This is a genomic window from Tenacibaculum sp. nBUS_03, from assembly GCF_051201695.1.
Taxonomy (GTDB): Bacteria; Bacteroidota; Bacteroidia; order Flavobacteriales; family Flavobacteriaceae; genus Polaribacter.
In genome coordinates this window covers 2,998,100-3,021,566 of record NZ_CP179214.1, presented here as the reverse complement: position 1 = coordinate 3,021,566, position 23,467 = coordinate 2,998,100, and the positions used below count along the sequence as shown (strand labels likewise).

General features: G+C 30.3%; 21 protein-coding genes. 8 read left to right on the top strand and 13 right to left on the bottom strand.

Annotated elements, in window-relative coordinates:
- Positions 1 to 3 precede the first annotated feature (3 nt).
- The 3 genes from ACMFBB_RS13960 (at position 4) to ACMFBB_RS13950 (ending at position 5,704) form a co-directional block, all read left to right on the top strand.
- The gene (locus ACMFBB_RS13960) at positions 4 to 2,508 is read left to right on the top strand and encodes a DUF5686 family protein (protein WP_435261370.1); all 2,505 of its coding nucleotides are present in this window, start codon (positions 4 to 6) and stop codon (positions 2,506 to 2,508) included.
- A 102-nt stretch (positions 2,509 to 2,610) separates the two neighbouring features.
- Positions 2,611 to 3,138, top strand: a complete 528-nt coding sequence (locus ACMFBB_RS13955; protein ID WP_435264309.1) for an inorganic diphosphatase — start codon at positions 2,611 to 2,613, stop codon at positions 3,136 to 3,138.
- Between the two features lie 115 nt (positions 3,139 to 3,253).
- Positions 3,254 to 5,704, top strand: a complete 2,451-nt coding sequence (locus ACMFBB_RS13950) for a sodium-translocating pyrophosphatase (RefSeq protein WP_435261369.1) — start codon at positions 3,254 to 3,256, stop codon at positions 5,702 to 5,704.
- A gap of 37 nt (positions 5,705 to 5,741) precedes the next feature.
- Here ACMFBB_RS13950 and ACMFBB_RS13945 read toward each other — a convergent pair whose 3' ends face one another.
- Genes ACMFBB_RS13945 through ACMFBB_RS13930 form a run of 4 tightly spaced genes read right to left on the bottom strand, consistent with a single transcriptional unit; the run spans position 5,742 to position 9,260 of the window.
- On the bottom strand, positions 5,742 to 6,584 hold the full coding sequence (locus tag ACMFBB_RS13945) for a biotin-dependent carboxyltransferase family protein (protein ID WP_435261368.1): 843 nt from the start codon (positions 6,582 to 6,584) through the stop codon (positions 5,742 to 5,744).
- Complete coding sequence (pxpB, locus tag ACMFBB_RS13940) at positions 6,577 to 7,308, bottom strand: 5-oxoprolinase subunit PxpB (protein WP_435261367.1); 732 nt, start codon at positions 7,306 to 7,308, stop codon at positions 6,577 to 6,579. The genes ACMFBB_RS13945 and pxpB overlap by 8 nt, the downstream gene beginning before the upstream one ends.
- A complete protein-coding gene (gene pxpA, locus ACMFBB_RS13935) occupies positions 7,301 to 8,032 on the bottom strand; it encodes a 5-oxoprolinase subunit PxpA (protein ID WP_435261366.1) in 732 nt (243 codons plus the stop codon). The genes pxpB and pxpA overlap by 8 nt, the downstream gene beginning before the upstream one ends.
- Before the next feature lies 1 nt (position 8,033).
- Positions 8,034 to 9,260, bottom strand: a complete 1,227-nt coding sequence (locus ACMFBB_RS13930) for an Nramp family divalent metal transporter (protein ID WP_435261365.1) — start codon at positions 9,258 to 9,260, stop codon at positions 8,034 to 8,036.
- Positions 9,261 to 9,378: 118 nt separating this feature from the next.
- On the opposite strand from ACMFBB_RS13930, the gene ACMFBB_RS13925 reads away from it, so the two are divergent.
- The 5 genes from ACMFBB_RS13925 to ACMFBB_RS13905 are packed head-to-tail and all read left to right on the top strand — an operon-like array spanning position 9,379 to position 15,141.
- Positions 9,379 to 10,689 (top strand): anthranilate synthase component I family protein, encoded by a 1,311-nt coding sequence (locus ACMFBB_RS13925; RefSeq protein ID WP_435261364.1) that lies wholly within the window; start codon positions 9,379 to 9,381, stop codon positions 10,687 to 10,689.
- Positions 10,690 to 10,714: 25 nt separating this feature from the next.
- On the top strand, positions 10,715 to 10,948 hold the full coding sequence (locus ACMFBB_RS13920; RefSeq protein ID WP_435261363.1) for a hypothetical protein: 234 nt from the start codon (positions 10,715 to 10,717) through the stop codon (positions 10,946 to 10,948).
- 3 nt (positions 10,949 to 10,951) lie between these two features.
- Positions 10,952 to 11,773 (top strand): alpha/beta hydrolase, encoded by an 822-nt coding sequence (locus tag ACMFBB_RS13915; RefSeq protein WP_435261362.1) that lies wholly within the window; start codon positions 10,952 to 10,954, stop codon positions 11,771 to 11,773.
- Positions 11,774 to 11,785: 12 nt separating this feature from the next.
- Positions 11,786 to 13,111, top strand: a complete 1,326-nt coding sequence (gene tilS, locus ACMFBB_RS13910; RefSeq protein ID WP_435261361.1) for a tRNA lysidine(34) synthetase TilS — start codon at positions 11,786 to 11,788, stop codon at positions 13,109 to 13,111.
- An 11-nt stretch (positions 13,112 to 13,122) separates the two neighbouring features.
- Complete coding sequence (locus tag ACMFBB_RS13905; RefSeq protein ID WP_435261360.1) at positions 13,123 to 15,141, top strand: cytochrome c biogenesis protein CcdA; 2,019 nt, start codon at positions 13,123 to 13,125, stop codon at positions 15,139 to 15,141.
- Positions 15,142 to 15,217: 76 nt separating this feature from the next.
- Here the strand turns inward: ACMFBB_RS13905 and ACMFBB_RS13900 are convergent, their stop codons facing one another.
- The 9 genes from ACMFBB_RS13900 to ACMFBB_RS13860 form a co-directional block, all read right to left on the bottom strand.
- The gene (locus ACMFBB_RS13900) at positions 15,218 to 15,349 is read right to left on the bottom strand and encodes a hypothetical protein (RefSeq protein ID WP_435261359.1); all 132 of its coding nucleotides are present in this window, start codon (positions 15,347 to 15,349) and stop codon (positions 15,218 to 15,220) included.
- 108 nt (positions 15,350 to 15,457) lie between these two features.
- Positions 15,458 to 16,747 (bottom strand): HlyD family secretion protein, encoded by a 1,290-nt coding sequence (locus ACMFBB_RS13895; protein WP_435261358.1) that lies wholly within the window; start codon positions 16,745 to 16,747, stop codon positions 15,458 to 15,460.
- A 244-nt stretch (positions 16,748 to 16,991) separates the two neighbouring features.
- The gene (locus ACMFBB_RS13890) at positions 16,992 to 17,198 is read right to left on the bottom strand and encodes a hypothetical protein (RefSeq protein ID WP_435261357.1); all 207 of its coding nucleotides are present in this window, start codon (positions 17,196 to 17,198) and stop codon (positions 16,992 to 16,994) included.
- 18 nt (positions 17,199 to 17,216) lie between these two features.
- On the bottom strand, positions 17,217 to 17,402 hold the full coding sequence (locus ACMFBB_RS13885) for a hypothetical protein (RefSeq protein ID WP_435261355.1): 186 nt from the start codon (positions 17,400 to 17,402) through the stop codon (positions 17,217 to 17,219).
- Between the two features lie 12 nt (positions 17,403 to 17,414).
- Positions 17,415 to 17,606 (bottom strand): hypothetical protein, encoded by a 192-nt coding sequence (locus tag ACMFBB_RS13880; protein ID WP_435261356.1) that lies wholly within the window; start codon positions 17,604 to 17,606, stop codon positions 17,415 to 17,417.
- An 18-nt stretch (positions 17,607 to 17,624) separates the two neighbouring features.
- The gene (locus ACMFBB_RS13875; protein ID WP_435261355.1) at positions 17,625 to 17,810 is read right to left on the bottom strand and encodes a hypothetical protein; all 186 of its coding nucleotides are present in this window, start codon (positions 17,808 to 17,810) and stop codon (positions 17,625 to 17,627) included.
- A 129-nt stretch (positions 17,811 to 17,939) separates the two neighbouring features.
- Positions 17,940 to 20,126 (bottom strand): peptidase domain-containing ABC transporter, encoded by a 2,187-nt coding sequence (locus ACMFBB_RS13870; protein WP_435261354.1) that lies wholly within the window; start codon positions 20,124 to 20,126, stop codon positions 17,940 to 17,942.
- Positions 20,127 to 20,815: 689 nt separating this feature from the next.
- Positions 20,816 to 22,405 (bottom strand): vitamin K epoxide reductase family protein, encoded by a 1,590-nt coding sequence (locus ACMFBB_RS13865; RefSeq protein WP_435261353.1) that lies wholly within the window; start codon positions 22,403 to 22,405, stop codon positions 20,816 to 20,818.
- Positions 22,406 to 22,524: 119 nt separating this feature from the next.
- Positions 22,525 to 23,205, bottom strand: a complete 681-nt coding sequence (locus ACMFBB_RS13860) for a DNA-binding response regulator (protein WP_435261352.1) — start codon at positions 23,203 to 23,205, stop codon at positions 22,525 to 22,527.
- Positions 23,206 to 23,467: the final 262 nt, after the last annotated feature.

The window sequence follows — 23,467 nt, the reverse complement described above, 5'->3', positions numbered from 1 at the left end:
ATAATGAAAATTCGGCTGTTTTACCTACTTATATTCATAACTACCTCATTCAGTGCACAAATAACACTTAAAGGAAAAGTAGTTGATGAATTTGACAACCCACTACCTTTTGTAAATGTTTTTTTAAAAGATACTAGATACGGAACTACTACTTCTGACGATGGTAAGTTTTTTTTAAAAACAAAAAAATACAGAGGAACTTTAGAAATATCATTTATAGGATATCAAACTCAGGTTTTAAAAGTTAATCATAAAACAAAATATCTTAATGTTGTTTTAAAAGAACTTTCTAATGAACTTGAAGAAGTTGTAGTTGTTACAAAACCAAAAAAAAGACTGAAGAAAAAAGAAAACCCTGCATATAAAATTCTAAAAGAAGTATGGAAACGTAAACGCAAGTTAGGATTAAACTTAGTTGACCATTATCAATTTAAAAAACATACTAGTATTGAAGTTGGACTCAATAATCTAGATACAGTATTCATTAAAAAAATCTTTAAAAAAGATTATGAAAAAGCAATTTCTGAAATTAAGTATGACAGTGATGGTATTAATTACTACATCCCTGTTTACCTAAGAGAACAAGTTGCCAATGTATACGGAAATAATAAAGAAAACAATATAAGAACCGATATTGAGGCTGAAAAAGAAGAAGGATTAGGTGCTCAAGGTTTTGTATTTGATAGAATGTCAAATACTTTTAGAAACATTGATGTATTTAAAAATAACATAACATTATTACAAAAGTCATTCGTTAGCCCTTTATCTTCAAATGGATTTGCTACCTATGACTATGTCTTATATGATAGTATTGTAAAAAACGAAAAAAAATTATACAATATTTATTTTTTCCCAAGAAGGAATGGCGATTTAGCCTTTCAAGGAAATGTTTGGATTGCTGATAAAAATTATTCAGTAAAAAAAATAAAAATGAAAGTTCACAAAAGCATTAATTTAAACTTTGTGAGAGGCTTGAGTTTTGAAAAAGAATATGAAGTTAAAAACGACAGTATCTATCTTTCTACAAAGAATGCTTATGATGGAGATTTTACTTTTGTTGACAAAAATGAGAGTAACAAAGGACTTACTATAAAGAAAACAATTTTATTCAAAAATTACATTCTTAATAAGCCGAAAACTTCCGTTTTCTATACTAAAAAAAATATTAAAATACGACCCGATCAGTATTCAAAAAATCAGGAATACTGGAAAGATATTACTGATAACGAAGATAAATTGACCTATAAGTTGATTAATTCTGTAAAACAAAAGAAAGAAATAAAAAACATTACAGGATTAATAAATACCGTTGCTAGTGGATACATAAATACTAGTTTAGGTGTTCAATTTGGCCCTTTCTGGACACTTTTTGCCAATAATCAAGTGGAAGGGTTTAGAACAAAAGTAGGATTTAGAACTTTTAAAACAAAAGACGATCGTTTTAGATTAGGGGGACACGTAGCGTACGGATTCAAAGATAAAAAAATTAAATACGGGGCTGAAGCGAGGTATTTATTGTCATATAAACCAAGAATAGCTGTAGGATTAGCCTATCAGAATGATGTTGAGCAACTTGGGAGTGTGTTATTAAACACAACACAGCTACTAGGTAGAAGTTTTGGAACTACTGCCATACTTAATAGAGGTGATAACTTTTTCCTTTCAAGAGTTAAGAAAGTAGCCACAAATTTTGACTACCAAGTAAAAAGAAATTTACATGTAGGTTTTAACATCTCTCATGCTAGAATTGAAACTGCCTCTCAGAAAAATTTTTCAATGGACTACCTTGATGAAAAAGGAAATTTAAAATCCCAAGTAACTGATGTTGCTTCTGATATTTATGTTTCTTATACCCCTGGGCGCTTTGTTTATGGACTAGGAGTTGAAAGACGTTTTGGAAAAAATATATTTCCAACTCTAGTATTAAACTACAGAAAAGGATATAAAGGCCCCTTTAATGGAACGCATAGTTATGATAAAATTCAGTTTAAATACACACAACCTATTCTTTTAGGGAAATTTGGGTTGCTGGACGCAACAATTGAAGGTGGTAAAACTTTTGGAACAGTCCCTATTGGATTACTAAACCCTGTACCTGCCAATCAATCACTTTCTTTAGTAAAAAACACTTTTGCTTTGTTGAATTATTATGATTTTGTAACAGACACTTACGCTGCTACTCATTTAGAACATCACTTTAATGGATTTATTTTAAATAAAATCCCCTTACTAAAAAAACTAAAACTCCGTAGTTTAGTAACTTTTAGAGCTGCTTATGGAACAATTTCAGATGATAACATTGCTATTAATAAATCAAATTTAAATTATAACACTCCAAATAAAATGTATTATGAATACGGCGTTGGGATAGAAAATATAGGCTATGGGAACCTACGCTTTTTACGTATTGATGCTATTTGGAGAAGTAACTACACACCTCCAGCAGGATCAATAGCAAGTCCTACACCAAAATTTGCAATACGAATAGGAATCAAACCCGGCTTATAGCCATATGTTTAACCATAAAATAACCTCATTTTCAACTATGAAATCAGCAATAAATTATTACTTTTGCAAACCGATTTTAGAAACGAAGATAAGTTAAGAAATATGACTGCAAAAGAAAGAAAAACAGTAGATGTTTTAATAGAAATACCAAAAGGAAGTAGAAATAAATACGAATACGATTTTGATTTAGGTAAAATACGTTTTGATAGAATGTTGTTTTCTTCAATGATGTACCCTGGTGATTACGGGTTTATACCTGAAACTTTAGCGTTAGATGGAGATCCATTAGACGTATTAGTTTTAGGTGCTGAGCCAACTTTCCCTATGTGTGTTATGGAAGTAAAACCTATCGGTGTATTCCATATGGCAGATGAAAAAGGTCCAGATGAAAAAATTGTTTGTGTGCCTGTATCGGATCCAATTTGGAATAGATATAATGATTTATCTGACTTAAATCCGCACCGTCAACAAGAAATCACACATTTTTTCCAAGTTTATAAAGATTTAGAAAAAAAGAAAGTAGATATTGGTGATTGGGGAGATGCAAATGAAGCCTATGAAATTTTAGATAAGTGTCTTGAACGATACGCAAACAGTGAGCATAAAGTAAATGCAAACTTTACTATCTAGTAAAAATATTTATTAAAAACACCTTAAGCCTTTCAGTTAGTTCTGAAAGGCTTTTTTATTAGTCACTGATTTTGTTATATTTACGAACATTAATTAACTAATCAAATAATAATATATGGAATCAATGATGATTTGGATGCCAATAATAATGGCATCTTTAGGATTAATTTATATGGTCTTTAAAAAGACCTGGGTGATGAAACAGGATGCTGGTGATGGAAAAATGAAAGAAATTTCAGATCATATTTATGAAGGAGCTTTAGCTTTTTTAAATGCAGAATATAGACTTTTAGCAATATTCGTAATTATTGTTAGTATTTTGTTAACTATTGTTTCCTTCATTGTACCTACAACTCACTGGTTAATTGTTATTGCTTTTATATTTGGGGCTGTTTTCTCTGCCTATGCAGGAAATATAGGTATGAAAATCGCTACTAAAACTAATGTTAGAACAACACAGGCAGCCAGAACCAGCTTACCTAATGCTTTAAAGATATCATTTGATGGTGGTACGGTAATGGGACTTGGTGTTGCTGGCTTAGCTGTTTTAGGATTAACAGCTTTTTTCATCTTCTTCTTCCACTATTTTATGGGTGGTGCTTGGACAAACACCATGGATATGACGATTGTATTAGAAACTTTAGCTGGATTTTCATTAGGAGCTGAATCTATTGCTTTATTTGCACGTGTTGGTGGAGGAATCTATACAAAAGCTGCCGATGTTGGTGCTGACTTGGTAGGTAAAGTAGAAGCGGGAATTCCTGAGGATGATCCTCGTAACCCTGCTACAATTGCTGATAATGTTGGAGATAACGTAGGTGATGTTGCTGGAATGGGGGCAGATTTATTTGGTTCTTATGTTGCTACCGTTTTAGCTGCAATGGTTTTAGGAAACTACGTGATTAAAGATATGGGAGGGTCTATATCTGATACTTTTGGTGGAATAGGACCAATTTTATTACCAATGGCAATTGCTGGTGCTGGAATCATTATTTCTATCATTGGAACGATGCTTGTTAAAATAAAAAGTAATGATGCTAAAGAATCTCAAGTAATGGGAGCTTTAAACAAAGGTAACTGGACATCTATTGCATTAGTTGCCATTTCTTGTTTTGGATTAGTAACATGGATGTTACCAGAAACAATGAATATGGAATTTTTTGGAGAAGGGTTGCAAGAAATTTCTTCTATGAGAGTTTTCTATGCTACTCTTGTTGGATTAATAGTAGGAGCAGTTATTTCTTCAGTTACCGAATACTATACAGGGTTAGGCAAATCACCTATTTTAAAAATTGTACAACAATCTAGCACTGGTGCAGGAACAAATATTATAGCTGGTTTAGCTACAGGAATGATTTCTACATTCCCTTCAGTGCTATTATTTGCTGGAGCGATTTGGGCTTCTTATGCTTTTGCTGGTTTTTACGGGGTTGCACTAGCCGCTTCTGCTATGATGGCAACAACTGCTATGCAGCTAGCTATTGATGCTTTTGGACCTATTGCTGATAATGCGGGTGGTATTGCTGAAATGAGTGAACAAGACCCTATTGTTAGAGAACGAACAGACATCTTAGATTCAGTTGGTAACACAACTGCTGCAACTGGTAAAGGTTTCGCTATTGCTTCTGCTGCCTTAACATCATTAGCTTTATTTGCAGCTTATGTAACGTTTACAGGAATTGATGGTATTAATATATTTAAAGCTCCTGTATTAGCCATGTTATTTGTTGGAGGTATGGTACCTGTTGTATTTTCAGCGCTAGCCATGAACGCTGTTGGTAAAGCTGCAATGGAAATGGTTCAAGAAGTTCGTCGTCAATTTAAAGATATTCCAGGTATAATGGAAGGAACTGGTAAACCTGAATATGACAAATGTGTAGCTATTTCTACTGAAGCTTCATTAAAAGAAATGATGCTACCAGGACTATTAACTATTGGCTTTCCTTTAATTATCGCTTTTGTTCCTATGATTTTTGGAATGAACAATATGACTATCGCTGAAATGCTAGGTGGCTATATGGCTGGTGTTACTGTAAGTGGAGTACTTTGGGCTATTTTCCAAAATAATGCTGGAGGTGCTTGGGACAATGCAAAGAAATCTTTTGAAGCTGGTGTAGAAATTAATGGAGAAATGACTTATAAAGGCTCTGATGCTCACAAAGCAGCGGTTACAGGGGATACTGTTGGTGATCCATTCAAGGATACTTCTGGTCCATCTATGAATATTTTAATTAAATTAACATGTTTAATCGGTTTAGTAATAGCTCCAATATTAGGAGGGCATACCACCACTGATAGTCAGGCTAGTGAAAAAGTAAAAAAAGAAGTAAAGCTTACTGATAAAAGCACTGATTTAGCTAAAGCTATTATTACAACTACCTATACAGAAAATGGTATTGAAAAAACTAAAAAAGAAATTATTGAAGGTACTTTAGAAGAGGTTGAAAATAAAATTGAAAGCATGAAAGGAAAAGGCATTCATGGAGAAAAGCATTTTAAATTAGACAGCTCTAAAGGAGAAACTAAAAAATCGGTTATCCTTCATAAACCAGAAAGTAAAAGTTAATTTACAAAATATAAAAACCTCGCTAATAGCGAGGTTTTTATATTTTAAACTGAAAGCTATCTCCCGTTGTTTTTTGAGCCAATTTGCTTATTCCGTCTTCAGTTACTTGTAAAACCCTAGGATAGCCACCCGTGACTTGACCATCTTTCATTAAAACAATAAGTGTTCCTGATGGTGTTAACTGAACAGTTCCTGGCAAAACAGCCGATGTCAACATAGAAGGTAAATTATTACTTAATTTCTCTTCTAACCTATACCCCATTCTATTATTATCTGACGAAATTGTAAATATTATTCTAAATAAATTCATTTTCTCCTGTTTAGACAACAAATCAAATTCAGGACCTTCACTACATTTAATAACCTTAGACTCAATATAACTTTTATCAATTTTTATCCTTGAAAATTTTTTTTCAATTGCTTTCCCTATATGTGCAATTGGTAATTCTACTCCTTTAGTAATTTTAAAACTAGATGTTATACCTTTATAAAGGCTTCTGCTACCCAGCACCTCTTCTGAAAGAACACCTCCTTTTACTCCTATATATGTTCTTACTCCATACATTCTTTTTCCAAAAGACAAAACACTTCCCTTTTCAATTAACAAAGCTGAATTCATAGCTACTTCATTGTTATTTATCTTAGCTGAAAAATCTGCACCAGTTATACTCAAAATTGCTTCTTCTTCAAATAATAACTTACATCCCCCATAAACAACTTCTAAAACAGCTTTATTAAGATCATTATTTAATAAAAAGTTTGAAAGTTTAGCTGAATAAATATCCATAGCACCACTCATAGGAATTCCCATACTACCATACCCTACCCTTCCTAAATCTTGAATAGTTGTGTAAAAACCTGAAGACAAAACTTTAATCATAAATTATTTCTTTTACAGGAACATAACCTTCTTCAACTATTTCTTCTTCCAGGTTCTTAAACTCCTCTAAACTAACAGAATTAAAGCGAATTTTATCTCCTGGTTTAGCAAAACATGGGCTACTATTTTTTTTATTAAAAAACAAAACAGGCGTTTTCCCAATAATATTCCATCCTCCTGGGCTTTTAAAAGGATACACACCCGTTTGATTTCCTCCTATAGCAACAGCACCTTCAAAAACCTCTAACCTTGGTGTAGCTTTACGATCCATATAAAGTGATTTATTTAAACCTCCTAAATATAAAAACCCTGGTAAAAAACCAATAAAATATACTGTATATTCATGCTGAGTATGATACTTTATAATTTCTTCTATGGATATTTTTTTTACTTTAGACATTTCTTCTAAATCAATTCCAAACTGAAGATCATAACAAACTGGGATATCCCAAATATATCTTACTTCACTATTTTTTATATTCTCTAGTATACTTATAGCTTTTAGTGATTCTATCTCTAACGATATGTCTTTAATGTTTTCTTTATAAACAAGTGTTAATGAATGATACCCAACAATACAATCATCTAATTCATCTTTCTTACCAAAACTAATTTTAGTTTTGAAATTAATGATATCATCTAGAATAACAGTACTAATTTTTGCCTCCCATTCTATCAAAATAGCTTTTTCTCCAAATGGCTTATATGATATTTCTTTAAGCAATTATAATTCCTTTTTTCTGCAATGATTTAAACATATATTTTAGTAATTCTATGGCGTTTTTAGTATCTCCATGTACACAAAAAGTGTCTGCATTTATTTTTATAAATTTTCCATTAATTGTTTTCAATTCTCCAAAAGAAAGCATTCTAAAAACATGATCAAAAACCTTACGCTTATCAACTATAACTGCATTAGGCAAATTCCTAGAAACCAAGGTTAAATCATCATTATAATTTCTATCAGCAAATGCTTCATACTTTATTTTAATATTTTGATTTTGTGCTACCTCTGCTATTTTTGAATTAAAAGGAACATATAAGAAAGTTGTGGGGCTTACTTTTAAAATTGATTGTACAACCACTTCTGCTATCTTTTGATTGGTTACTACTAAATTATACAAAGCCCCATGAAGTTTTATATGTTGTAACTCTATATTTTGAATCTTTGCTCTTTCTTTAAGCATATTAATTTGCCACTTAATACTTTCTTGAAGTTCATCATTAGAAATATCCATTATTTTTCTACCAAAATTTTCTTTATCAGGAAATGATGGGTGTGCTCCAATTTTAACATTATTTTCTTTTGCTAAACATATAACTTTATCAATTATCTCAACTGAACCGGCATGAGCAGTGCACGCAATATTACATGATGAGATAAAAGGCATTAGTAAATCTTCATTATTAATTCCCTCTCCAACATCACAATTTATGTCTATTTTCATTTTAAAAAACATTAAGTACTTTCAATATACTTTTCACTCCTAAAAAAATACTAAACGCAAGAATAAAAAAACCTAATAAGTTTTGAATTTTTGTGTTACTATATTTTCCTAAAACAGATTTCTTATTCATTATCCACAATAATACACCTGCAATTACAGGCAATAACATTCCATTAGTTATTTGTGCAAATTTTATAATTTCAATAGGTTGAATACCAAATGAAGAAAATAATACCCCAAGGGCTAGAATAAATATCCAGACCAACCTAAATTTATAAGATTTTAATCCACCATCCCATCCTAAACAACCTTTAGCAACATAAGCAGCTGCCAATGGAGCTGTAATTGCAGATGTTATTCCTGCAGCAAACATACCAAGAGATAAAAAATATTTTGCAAACTCTCCATATAAGGGAACTAAACTTTTAGCTAAATCGGTAATACTACCAATATTGTTTGTTTGAATTGAAGCTGCCGAAATAATAATTGCTATCGATACCAATCCTCCCAAAATTATTGAAACTATGGTATCTTTTCTTGCATAAGTTAAGTCTTCAGCAGATTTCCATTTTTCTTTAACTAAAGATGCATGCAAAAACAAATTATATGGAACTACAGTAGTACCAATTAAACCTATGATAGTTAATAAACTATCTTCAGGAAACTTTGGTATAAATAATCCTTTTAGTATTTCTAACACATTAGGTTTTGTTATTAATCCAGTAATTAAAAAAGAAAAGCTCATTAACAAAACTAGACTTATCAACGTTTTTTCTAAAAACTTATAATTACCAATAAACAACAATACAAAAGCTATTACCCCAATAAAAAAACTCATAAAGTTAACTGAAAAGCCTCCTATTTCAAATATCATTTTACCAAAAACAGTTTCTAAGCCTAAAATCCCACCACTTATATTTCCTGCTTCATAAGAAGCATTTCCAATTACTATTGCTGATAAAATTAAAACCGTTATTACCCGTCTTAAAAGACGGTTATTAATTTCCTTCCTTATAACTTCAGAAAGTCCTTTCTGAGAAATAATCCCTAACCTAGCTGCCATTTCTTGTAATATAATGGTCGCTACAATTGACACTAACATTGCCCACAATAAATTCACTCCAAAATTCACTCCAGCTAACGTACAAAGTGTTACGGTTCCAGGACCTATGAAAGCTGCTGCAACTAAAGTTCCTGGACCAATGTTTTTAAGCCAATTTTTAATCATAAAATACTTTTATCAGCTATAAATGTAGCAATAAAGTATTAATTATAGTCTTAAACATATTCTACAATAAAAAATAGTATTCTATTTTAATTTCTATTCGGTTTCTTATTTTTGCCTAATGTTAAGAGTAATTCGTAATTTTTCAATAGAAAACCCAATAGTGTTTAAAAAACAATTATTTCATTGGGCTAAACAATTTGAAACTGCAGTCTGGTTAGATTCTAACAACTATGAGCAAACATATAGTTCTTTCGATTGTGCCCTTGCAGTTGATGAATTTACCGCTATCAAAACTGACTCTCATGAAGCTTTTAATAAGTTAAAAGAATATCAGTCATATACTAAAGACTATATTTTTGGATATATTTCCTATGATGTTAAAAACGATGTAGAAAAATTACATTCTAAAAATTTTGATGGTCTTCATTTTCCTGACTTATATTTTTTTCAACCCCAGAAAATAATTTTCATAAAAGGAAATACTGTTGAGTTTCACTATTTACAAATGATTGATGATGAATTAGAAGAGGATTTTGAAGAAATTTTTGAAACAAATATTAATCTATCCAATACAGGAATACCGGAAGAAGATAGTATTAAAATAAAACTCAGAATTCATAAAGATGAATATCATGAAAAAGTTTCTCAAATCTTAAAACATATCCATCGAGGTGATATTTATGAAGCTAACTTTTGTCAAGAATTTTACGCTGAAAACACAACTATTGATCCACATCAAATCTATATTCACTTAAACGAAATTTCTGAACCTCCTTTTGCTACTTTTTTTAAACATGAAAATCTATATTTATTATCAGCAACACCTGAAAGATATATAAAAAAAGAGGGTGATAAAATCATTTCTCAACCTATAAAAGGCACGGCTAAACGTTTAATTAATAAAATTGATGATGATAAAATTGCTTTTGACTTAGCTCGTGATGAAAAGGAACGCTCAGAAAATATCATGATTGTTGATTTGGTGAGAAACGATTTATCAAAAACAGCTAATAAAGGAAGTGTTAAAGTTGAAGAATTATGTAAAGTATACTCGTTTAAACAGGTACACCAAATGGTTTCAACAGTAGTATCTGAAATAAACTCAACAACACATCCAGTTGATGTTATCAAGGATACTTTTCCAATGGGAAGTATGACTGGAGCTCCAAAAGTATCTGCTATGAAAATCATCGAAGAACTTGAAGAAACTAAACGAGGATTATATTCAGGAACTGTTGGTTATTTTACTCCTGATAGTGATTTTGATTTTAATGTTGTAATTCGAAGTATTCTATATAATGACGATCAAAAATACGTTTCCTATTCTGTAGGAGGAGCTATTACCGCTAAATCAACTCCTGAAAAAGAGTATGAAGAATGCTTATTAAAAGCAAAAGCAATGAAATATGTTTTACTTAACTCAAAGTAGTTTTACTTATATTTACTAAAAAAATATGATTATAGAACAAGAGAAGAAATTTAATCATGTACTTTCTAAAATTGAAGGAACCCCAAATGAACAAAGTTTTTTTAATATGTTTTTAGAAACGTATCCTGATGATTGGAAACAATTGAAAATTACATTCTCAAAATTTAAAAGAAGTAAACAATTTGGCAAAACAATTCCGCTACCCAGACCTGAGCAATCTTTGAGAAAAGAGATTAGACAATGGTTGCAAAAACAATAAGTAATGACACATCAAGAATTTAATTTCAATTATCATAAAACTAATTTTTTCGGTCAATTTTGGAAACCAGAAAAAACAAAAGCTATTGTAGTACTTATACATGGAATGGGTGAACACTCTGGGCGTTACATTCACGTTGCTAAAAAACTAACTGACAACGATTTTGGTGTAATATCTTTTGACCATTTTGGACATGGAAAGACAACTGGTAAAAGAGGTCATAACCCAAACTTCGATGCTGTTTTAGAAAGTATTTCTAAACTAATTAATAAAGCCAAAGATATTTTTGGCAACAAAAAAATATTTTTATATGGTCATTCCATGGGCGGTAATGCGGTAATAAACTATACGTTACGTAAAAAACATAATTTACAAGGCGTTATTGCTACGAGCCCTTTTCTAAAATTAGCTTTTCAACCTCCTAAATGGAAAATTTCTCTTGGGAAAATTATGCAGAAAATAGCTCCATCTATAACTTTAGGAAATGAATTAGACCCTAATGATATTTCACGAGACTCTAATGAAGTTAATAAATATATTAATGATCCTTTAGTGCACGATAAAATTAGCCCAAACTTTTCTTTAACTTTTATAGATTCTGGAGAATGGGCTATCAATAATGCTTCTTTACTAAAAACACCAATGCTTTTATTACATGGAGTAGATGATAAAATAATCGATTATAGAGGCACTGAGGCTTTCGCAGAAAACGCAAACAACACTACTTTAAAACTCTACGAAAATGGCTATCATGAATTACATAATGATTTATGCAAAGATGAAATGCTTCAAAACATTGTTGATTGGATACTTCAACAAGTCTAATTTTTAATATTAATGATAAAAAAATTTAAACAACATCTTATTTTAAACTTCCCTTTTTTAGAAGGTAAAAAAATACTTGTAGCCATATCTGGCGGAGTTGATAGTGTTGTTTTAACTTATCTCCTTAAAAAATTGAATTACAACATCTATTTAGCTCATTGTAATTTTCAATTAAGGGGAAATGAAAGCGACTTAGATGAAGAATTTATAAAAAATCTTGGCGAAAAATTTAACCTTGAAACTTTCACAATAAAATTTTCAACACAAGAATATCAAAATAACAATAAATTATCAATACAATTAGCAGCAAGAGAGTTACGTTATAATTGGTTTTATAAATTATTAAAAGAACAAAAAATTGATTACATAGTAACAGCACATCATTCTAATGATAACTTAGAAACTTTCATTATCAACTTAACTCGCGGAACTGGCTTAGAAGGTTTCACTGGAATCCCGCCCATAAACGGAAAAACAATACGCCCTTTATTAAAGTTTTCAAGAGAAGAAATCTTACAATATGCAAAACTAAATAGCATTGTATGGAGAGAAGATGCTAGCAATACAGAAATAAAATACACGAGGAATAAAATACGACATAACATAATCCCTATTTTAAAAGAAATTAATCCGAATCTAATAAATTCTTTCAACAATACAAGTAATTTTCTTCAACAAAGCCAGCAAATTATAAATGACACTATAGAACAAAAATCTTTAGAGATAATATCATACGATGGTGAAATAAAAAAATTTGACATCAAAAAAATAAAAGAATTATCGAACCCTAAAGCTTATTTATACTATCTGTTAAAAAAATATGGTTTTACGGAATGGAATGATGTTTTTAATTTAATTTACGCTCAAACAGGAAAACTACTAACAACAAAATCGCATACATTGTTGAAAGACAGAGATTTTTTATTACTTTTACCCTCCAATAAATTCACAAACACTGAAAACCAACAAGTTACGATAAATAGCTCTGATTTAAAAGTTAGTTATCCTGTAAATTTATTGTTTAAAAACGTTCAAGAAACGACATCTTTAGATAAAAATACTATTTATGTTGATAAAAATTCACTAAATTACCCCCTCACTCTACGCAAGTGGAATGATGGTGATTTTTTTTACCCTAAAGGAATGCTTGGTAAAAAAAAAATCAGCAAGTATTTTAAAGATGAAAAAATATCACTAATTGAAAAACAAAATATATGGATACTTTGTTCTGGCAAAAATGAAATAATATGGATACTAGGAAAACGACAAGACAGACGTTTTCTTCCATCAGACAATACCATCAATATATTACAAATAAGTATATATAAACCCCTGTAAACAATTATAGAATGAAAAAACTCTTTACTCTTATTTTATTTTTTATAGGTTTCGCTACTTTCTCCCAAACTGATGATAACCCAATATTGGTTAACCCAACAGTTGAAAAAGTTTCAGACACTGAATATGATTTAATCTTCAACATAACAATTGCTGAAGATTGGCACCTGTACTCACAATACAATCCCGAAGATGCCTCTTTACCAATGTCAATAACACCTTCTGAAGGTCAATTACTTGAAAGTGGTGAAGCAAAGATAACACCTGCTAAAGGTGAGTCAGGCTATACCTTGAATGGTAAAGCCAAGGAAAGTGAAACTGAAACTGAATTCAGTGAGATATGGGGAAAAGATGAAATTTTCTTCGTTGAAGAAGCTACTTTAGTTCAGCGTGTAACTGTTACTGATGGATCTTTAACACAAATAACTCTTAACCTTGATGCGCAAGTATGTAAGGAATATTGCTTACCGTTTGATGAAGATTTCACATTTTCTTTAACTGGAGAAGCCGTAGAACAAACCGTTACTGAAGTTAGTGATAAAAGTAAAACGTTATCTCAATCTTTAAAACTGGATTTAAAAAATACCATTTTACTTAAAAGTTCAACGGATAATGCTGGTGATGAAAAAGACAGTAGTTTACTTAATATATTCTTATTAGGATTTGTTGGTGGATTACTAGCATTTTTAACTCCTTGTGTTTTCCCAATGGTTCCTCTAACTGTATCTTTCTTTACAAAGAAAACGGAGCAAAAAGGAAAAGGATTAGGTAGTGCTTTACTATATGGTTTTTTTATTATTCTTATATACGGTTTATTAAGTATTCCTTTTCATTACTTAGACACATTAGATCCAGAGATATTAAATAATATATCAACGAATGTATGGTTAAACGTATTTTTCTTCGCTGTATTAATATTTTTTGCTGGATCATTCTTTGGACTATATGAAATAGCTTTACCAAGTTCTTGGAGTAATAAAGCAGATAGTGCTTCTAGTATTGGAGGTATTATTGGAATTTTCTTTATGGCATTAACTCTTGCTATAGTTTCTTTCTCTTGTACAGGTCCAATTTTAGGGTCTTTATTAGCAGGTTCTTTAACTTCTAGTGGAGGAGCAATGCAATTAACAGCTGGTATGACCGGATTTGGTTTAGCATTAGCTTTACCTTTTGCTTTATTCGCTATGTTCCCTAGTTGGTTAAACTCATTACCAAAATCAGGAGGATGGTTAAATACTGTAAAGGTTATTTTAGGTTTCTTAGAATTAGCATTTGCCTTTAAATTCTTATCTAATGCTGATTTAGTTGGGCATTGGGATTTATTAAAGCGTGAAGTATTTATTGGAATATGGACTCTTCTAGCATTATTAATGGCGCTATATTTATTTGGATTCATAGGAAAAAAATACGGTAAAATATCTCTTTTTAGAGTTCTTTTAGGTATTTGTTCTTTAGGTCTTGCTATATACCTAGCTCCTGGTGTTATGGAAAAACCAGCAGAGAAATTTTGGAGCCAAAGTAAGTTATTAAGCGGATTTGCTCCACCTCAGTTTCACAGCATATATCAACAAGATAACAAATGCCCTTTAAATTTAAATTGTTTTAAAGATTTTAATGAAGGGGTAGCTTATGCAAAATCTGTAAACAAACCTATTTTATTAGACTTTACTGGATGGGCTTGTGTAAACTGTCGAAAAATGGAAGAAAATATCTGGAGTCAACCAGATGTTTACTCAGTATTAAGCAATGATTATGTGCTAATTTCTTTATATGTTGATGATAATGAAAGAATGTTACCTGAAGAGGAGCAGTTTGATTATATCAAACCTAACGGTAAAATAAAAAGAATTAGAACCTATGGTGATAAGTGGGCTACATTACAGATTGCAAATTTCAAAACTGCATCTCAGCCTTTCTATGTATCATTAAGCCCTAATTTAGAAATATTAAATACTCCTGAACAATATACTGATAAAGACACTTATCTTAAGTGGTTAAAATCTGGTTTAGATCGTTTCAAGAATAATTAACAAAAATATTACAACAAAATAAAAGCCTCTTTCTTAAAAGAGGCTTTTTTAATGGACAATTTTAAAAACAAACTATCTAAAAAGGACCATGTACACATTCGATTTCAGCACAATGCCTTCCGTAATCGATACATACATTGGCTGGTTTACATTGTTTTCTTCCACCATTAATTTGAACTTGTTTGTCCTTGGTTAATGTCTTACCCAAATTTAAAATTGATTTTTTCATTTATTTAAAGATTTAGTTAATTGATTAAACCCTTGATCATTTAAAGACACTCAAGGTATATGTCTATTCATCGCGATAGAATTTCTTTTATTTAATAATATTTTTAAGTTGATAGAAAAAGCGCTCTATCAAACGTAGGTCTTCGGTAATTATGTTAGCTGTACCTTTCATTTCTTGTCTAAATTCTATTTTTTTATCATAAGTAGTTTTTAAATCTTGAGGTAACAGAACGTCTATTAGATAGTTTCCTTTTGCATCAGGTATTGGAGAAATTGATTTCACTTTTCCATTTAGTTCTCCAAATTCATCTGAAGGATAATTTAATAATTGTATTTGTACTTTTTGTCCTTTTTTTATTTTCCCTGAGTTCGTCGCAGGGGCTTTTATTTTACCAATAAAAGAATTGCTGTTTTCAGGTATTATAGTAAAAATCAAATCTCCTGTTTGTACGGTTTGGTTTTCACTCCAAAATGTTAAAAAAGAAACTTCTCCATTTATTGAACTGGTTAAAGCGTATTGTTTTAACCAATCTTTTATTGCTTTTTGTAAATATAAAAACGACTGAATAGCCTTTATCTTTAAACGGCTGTCGTTTTGTGTTTTTTTAATAGAAGTGCCTATTAAATTTTTATTTGAATTATTTATAAATTCTCTTAATTGAGAAATTGAACTTCCTGAGTTTTCATAAGCTCTTTTTAATTGTAGTATTTCTATTTCTTTTTGTTCTTTTTCTTTAGCTGAAATTACGCCTTCATTAAACATTATTATACTTCTTTCCAAGTCTTTTTCTTTTATTTCAAGCTCTTTTCTACTAATTTCTCTTTGGGAGTGTGAAATTTGTAATCGTTGCTTCGCCTCAATAACAGACATTCTGTTAGCGAAAGATTCTGATTTGTATGGGGTTAGTTCTTTATTTAAAACATATTCAGAGTATTGGTTTTCAAACTGCGAAAAACTAGTTGTAATATCACCTAAAACTAAAGGAGGTAGTTTATCTATAGGAAAAGAAAAAACTTCTTTATTCTTACTTATTGTATCTGTGATACTCTTCAATAATAAAACATCTTTGTAAGAAGCGCTATTTTCTATAACAGCTAATACTTCGTTTTTCGTTACTTTCTTTCCTTCATGTGTTAAAAACACTTCAAATTGACCTGCAGTTTTAGCATAGATTTTCTCAGGAGGAAATGAAGTAGTTACCATTACCTCTGTTGCTATTACATCAGGGTATTTCACAAACCAAGAAATGAATAACAACATTATAATTAATAAAAAAAATAAAGTATTTCCCCAACGAATCATCCAATTAGGAACATAACTTAATATTTCTTGTACTTCTTCACTTCGTATTTCTATATCTTGATTATTTTCTGGCATTTAAAGCTATTCTTTAAAAAGGGAGTTTATCACTCCCTTTATTTACAATCACTCTTATATATAATGAATTATTGTGGATCAACAGAGGACTTTATTTTATAAAAGAAATTCGTATATCCCGAAAAACAAAATGATTTACAGTTATACATTAACTACAATTAATTAGAACTACTGTTTCCTTTATTTAAAAACCTTTATTAAATTATTCAATAAAGCCTAAAAAAGCTCTCTAATTGATAACAGATTAATTTATAATTCCGTCATCAAATACTGGACAAAAAGGAGTTGAACCATCTGGGCATAACTCATTGCAAAGAACATTCGCAATTAATTGAGGAGGATTTACACCTACAGCAAAGCAAAACCCAACTGGATAATCAAATCCACCGTTAATTGATTTTTGATCTTTTTTATCTAAAGATTTTCCTAAATTTAAAATTGATTTTTTCATTTTTTAAAATATTATTAATTAGTTACAATGGTTTCTATAATCACTACCAAGCATACACAAACCAACATAAGGGCCATTATCACAACACCCCATATCTCTTGGACAATCAGCATGACTAAAACATGTGCTACCAACACCTCCACTGATTTCTTTTTGTTCAGCTCTTTTTAAAGCTTTTCCTAAATTTAAAATTGATTTTTTCATAATTATTTTTTTTTAGAAACAGTTAGTACTTACAAAAACTCTTACTTTGCAATAGTTTGATAGCTCATGATACTGTTCACAAGTACCACAGCCCATACCGCTAATTCCATAGCAAGACGGGCCATTACAACTGTTTCCTCCACTGATTTCTTTTTGTTCAGCTCTTTTCAAAGCTTTTCCTAAATTTAAAATTGATTTTTTCATTTTTTCAAATTTTAATAATTAGTTACAATGGTTTCTATAATCACTACCAAGCATACACAAACCAACATAAGGCCCATTATCACAACATCCCATATCTCTTGGACAATCAGCATGGCTAAAACATGTGCTACCAACACCTCCACTGATTTCTTTTTGTTCAGCTCTTTTTAAAGCTTTTCCTAAATTTAAAATTGATTTTTTCATTTTTTTAAAGATTTAATTAATTAAACCCTTGATCATTTTAAGACACTCAAGGCGTATGTCTATTCCTCGCGAGAGAATATTTTTGTCATTACCAATGAGGGAAGTTACCCTATTGGTATGACATGTTATTTATTTACCCAAGTCTAGTTGATTTTTAACTAGGTGGTGGTAGCTTCCTTTTAAAGCTACTAATTCTTGGTGCGTTCCTTTTTCTATTATCTTTCCTTTTTCTAATACTACTATTTGGTGTGCATTTTTAACTGTACTTAGTCTATGTGCAATAACTACTGCTGTTTTATTGGAGAAAAACTCATTAAGTTTTCCCATAATCACTTTCTCATTATTTGCATCTAGTGCACTAGTAGCCTCATCAAAAAATAAAAACTTTGGATTTTTATATACAGATCTGGCTATTAATAATCGTTGTTTTTGTCCTGTACTTAGACCGTTTCCTTCACTTCCAATTTTTGTGTTATATCCTAGGGGCAATCCTTCTATATAATCTGATATGTTGGCTACATTTATGGCATGTGCTAGTTTTTCTTTATCTACGTAATCTTCTCCAACAGCTATATTTTTTGCGATGGTATCATTAAAAATATATCCCTCTTGCATTACTACCCCACAATTCCTTCGCCATTCTTTTTGTGAAATATTTTTCAAGTTAAAATTACCAATACTTATATCTCCTGAATCTACTTGATAAAAACCAAGTAATAATTTCATTAAGGTTGTTTTTCCGCTTCCACTAACTCCAACAATAGCGGTAGTTTTATTCGCTGGAATTTCTAATGATAAATCTTTTAATACAGGTTCTAATCCTCCTGTATACCTAAAAGAGATGTTATTAAGTTTTATGGCTTCTTTTTCTGGAATATGAGTGACTTTTTCATCTTCGGGCTTTTCTTCATCTTCCATGTTATGAATCTCTCCTAACCTGTCAATAGATATCTGCGCGTCTTGCACATCTCTCATAAAATTGATTAATTGAACTATAGGGCCGTTTAATTGGCCAACTATATAGCTAATTGCCATCATCATCCCTAAAGTAATTTGACCATCAATTACTAATTTGGCAGACAAAATGGTAATGAACATATTTTTTAATTCATTAATAAAGTTAGACCCTACACTTTGGGTTTGCTCTAAAGCCAAGCTTTTCGTTGCTACTTTAAACAAACGAGCCTGAACATATTCCCAGTTCCAACGCATGCGCCTTTCTGCATTATGAAGCTTAATTTCTTGCATTCCGTTAATCAGCTCAATAACTTTACTTTGTTCTTGACTAACTTGTGAAAATCGTTTGTAATCTAACTCTTTCCTTTTCTTGAAGAAAAACAAAACCCAACCAAAATATAAAACACTTCCTAAAACAAATACTCCAAATATTTGCAAGCTATAAAATCCTAAAACTAAACTAAAAATGATCAGATTAAAGAATGAAAACAACACGGTTAATGAAGAGGTAGTTAGAATTCGTTCTATACGTTTGTGGTCATTGATTCGTTGCAATAAGTCTCCAGTCATTCTTACATCAAAATAAGAAATAGGGAGTTTCATTAACTTGATAAAAAAATCAGAGATTAATGAAATATTAATCCGTGTACTTAAATGTAGTAAAATCCAGCTACGTATTATTTCTAAAGAAGCTTTTCCTACAAATAAAAATAGTTGGGCAAATAAAATTAAATACACAAAATTGATGTCTTGGTTTTTTATACCAACATCAACCACACTCTGAGTTAAAAAAGGTAATATTAATTGTAATAAACTTCCAGCTAATAAGCCTATGATAAGCTGGATGATGAATTTTTTATATTTAAAAAGATATTTGAATATAAATGAGAACCCAAATTTTTCATCTTCTTCAAACTCTTCTTGATAAAACCTAGGAGTAGGTTCAACAAGTAAGGCTATTCCTTCTTCTGTATTTTCATCTGCATTGTTCCCTATCCAATGCTGAATAAATTCTTCTTTGGTAAAAGTAATGAGTCCATGAGCGGGGTCAGATACATAAACAGTATTTTTCTTTATTTTATAAAGAACCACATAGTGGTTTTTGTTCCAATGAACAATACATGGTAATGGAGCTTCAAGAAGTTTGTTAAAAGCAAGTTTAATTCCTAAAGATTTAAAACCCATAGATTCTACTGCTTCACTTAATCCTAACAAACTACTTCCCTCTCGGGTCGTTTCACTTAGTTTTCTTAATTGTTGTGTGTTGATTGTTTTGCCATAATGCTTGGCGATTATCTTTATACACGTTGGACCACAATCTTTAGCCTCGGTTTGCTTATAATTTGGAAATTTCTTCAAATGAAAAATTAATAGAACAGGGAGATGTTAAGCCATCCCTACAGTTGATTATTTAAAGTGGTTTCTGTTTTTAACAATAGTAAAATGCTTAAGCTTAAACATCATCTAAACTCCACCCCTCCACAATTAGGCTGGATCGTTATTATAATTGAAAATTTAACGTGAAATAAAACCTTGTCATCTATCAAAATAGCACGATGCTACATTACAGTGATCAATGTAACTACCAAGTCTTAACATTTTATATATTCAGTTTACTTTCTTTGTTCTGTAATATTTAACCTTTGTTCATAAATTTAAAATTAAATTAATACTATTACTAATAGCTAATATTCATCTCTAACTCAACCATGCGGAATTTATAAATAAATTATAGTTACATAATAACAAGACTTGTTTTTCCTATTTTATTACCCACCAACAACAAGACATTGTTGATTACCTATTACAATACAATATTTATCAGATATATTGGGACATAACGGTATAAAGCTGCATATGCCAATACCTCCTTTAATTTTTTCTTGCGCCTTCTTATCTAGTACTTTTCCTAAATTTAAAATTGAGTTTTTCATAATTAAAATAATAAGATTACTTTTACAGCGAACATTTTGAGACACTCACCGAGTGTGTCTATTCTTTGCGAGAGAATATGTTTCAAATTCAAAGCCCTTTTTGGGCTTTGTTTTTTATACTTTACTTATTGTTATTTGGCTATTTTCTTCCAGTTCTTCTATAAAGAAAATTAAATCAGATCTATTGTATTCTTTTGGAAACGATCTTCCGTTGATTAGAATTTCAGGAGTGAAGTTAATAGCGTTTTCTTTGCACCATTCTTTTTCTCTTTCCAATTCAGCTAAAAAATAATCACTGTTATTTGTTGCTCCCCATTTCTTTACCCATTCATCCACATTTCCATCTTCATAAATTTCACTCATAGCCTCTAAACACTCTTCTTTCTTGTTGTTGTTATAGAGTTCTAATAATCTACTCGTTACTTTTGCCGCACTACCGTTTTTGTCTTCAGTATTTATATTAAAACGGATTCTTATTTTAACGGAGTTATTATATTTATGTAAAATTTCATCTACTTGTTTATGCACCGGTTTGCAGTGTCCACAAAAAGGATTGGTTACAACAACTATTTCTAAATTTGAGGTTGGGTTACCAAAAACAATTTCTTGGTTTTTATCAATAGCCGTATCTATTTGAGGAGATTTATTTAGCATTCCCTCAAATAAGGTAAAGTTTCTTCTAAATTTAACCCCTTCTATTTTTTCTTTTCGCAATTCTGTTACTTCAGTTATTAGTGGCTTTATATAGCTCCATCCCACCCAAATACTTGTTCCTATAATTGCCAACACAACATAGTCAGTAGGTATAAAACTAGAAATATAGATGTTTGTTATTACTGGTATCAATGCTTGCAACCATAATAAACCAACAATACTTAAACATAGTAAGCACCATTTTTTCACTACTGCATATTGATAATAGATGGAATATAATGTTACTGGAATAGCAACCAAACTTATTGAATAAGCAAGTGCAGGTGTTGCCAGTTCAACGAAGGTTAAAAGCGCCAATGTTGAAAAATATAATATACTAAAGTCGCTTAATTTATACCCTTTTAGTATTTCAGCCCCTTTTGAGGTAAGTACTGCATCACAATCTTTTTTTTCATCTGCTCCAGAACAAAAAGCATCACCTATGGAGGTTTGTATACCTAACTCTTGTTTTACAATAGCTATGCTAACTACAATTCCTACTATTGATAAAAGTAAATGAGAAAAACTAAAAACTGAATTAGGTGCTTTAAGAATTACAAAAGCAACTAAGCAACTTAGAATTCCTAAACCTATATATTGTGGGATTTTACTTGTTTTTTTACTTGTTTGAATAGTATCTGTTTTCTCTACAGCAACTATAATTCCGGTAAACCTTTTTAAAAACTCTGCTTCAGATATTTTTTCTTTTTTGCCTTCTATAGTATAGAAAATATATTCATTTTTCTTTCTCTCAACAATTGTTAAGTTCAGACCATTACTATCATTTACTTGTACAATATAACAAGATGGTAATTGCGCTAAGGTATCTGAATTTACTGGAACTTCTGCTGCTACATTTTCTATATTAAAATGATCAAGTACTCCTGTTATAGCATGCAAACTAGGATAGGATGGATGACTTTGCATTTGAAAAGAAAGCTCCTCCTTATCAAAAGAAATTTTATTTTTTTTTAGAAGTTGTTGTACTATATTTATTAACGAATTTTTCAAAACGATAGTTTTTTAAGCTATTTTCAATATTATCACCAAACATATCATTAAAAAAAAATAAATTTGACATTTTTTTGATAAAAAAAGTAAGGATAAACATTACTTTCTTTTTATTCATGTTAAATAAAGCCACTTTCTTTGGCTTTTAATATCAATTCTCGATGCCCTTTTTCTTTAACATTAAATATTTTTTTTAGGTGTCTTTTTCTTTTTTCTATAGCTGCTACAGATAAAGGAATGAACCCTAACATATCTTTTACTTTAGCACCAATAGATAATTCATAAAGTATTTTTCTATCAACATCATCTAACAAAAAATCTGTTGAAACTTTTTTTCTTAATAATTTTAAAACTGTTTTACTATAATATGGAGGATCATTTATTACTTCATTGATGGCTTTCACTAATTCTATAAATGTAACATCACTTTTTATTAAAAAGCCTTCAGGATTTATACTTCTAAAAACACTATGAATTCTATATTTATTATCATTAGTAGTTGATAAAATAACTTTACAACTTGGAAACATATCTTTAATTAAAATTCCTAAATCCTCACCAGACAGTATTTTTTTATTATCGGAAGGAAATAGTTTTAAATCTAAAAAAACTAAATCAATCTTTTGTTCTCTATCATAGAATTTTTTTATCATTTCACAAGCGTCGTCGATGTTGTTTATCGTTATAAAATCAAAATCATATAGAGTATAATTACTTACATTAATAAATGCCCTTTTATATGCCTCACACATTAATGGGTAATCATTAACTATTAGGGTCGTTAATTTTTCTTTTCTCATAAAATAAAATTTAAAATAAATACAATAGCAATTACAATCCTAATTAACAGAGACTAAGCCCCAATTACAGGAAGTTATAGTTTCTTATAATGAAACTTAAAATTCAAATATAACCGAACCATACAGTCTTTATTAAAAAAAGATGGCTTGTAAAGTTAGAGATATTACTTATTATTTCAAAAAAGCAATCAGCCTATTACACATTATTTAACTTTCTAAATGAAAAAAATTATGTCTATCAACTATTTTTAAACCTAAAAAA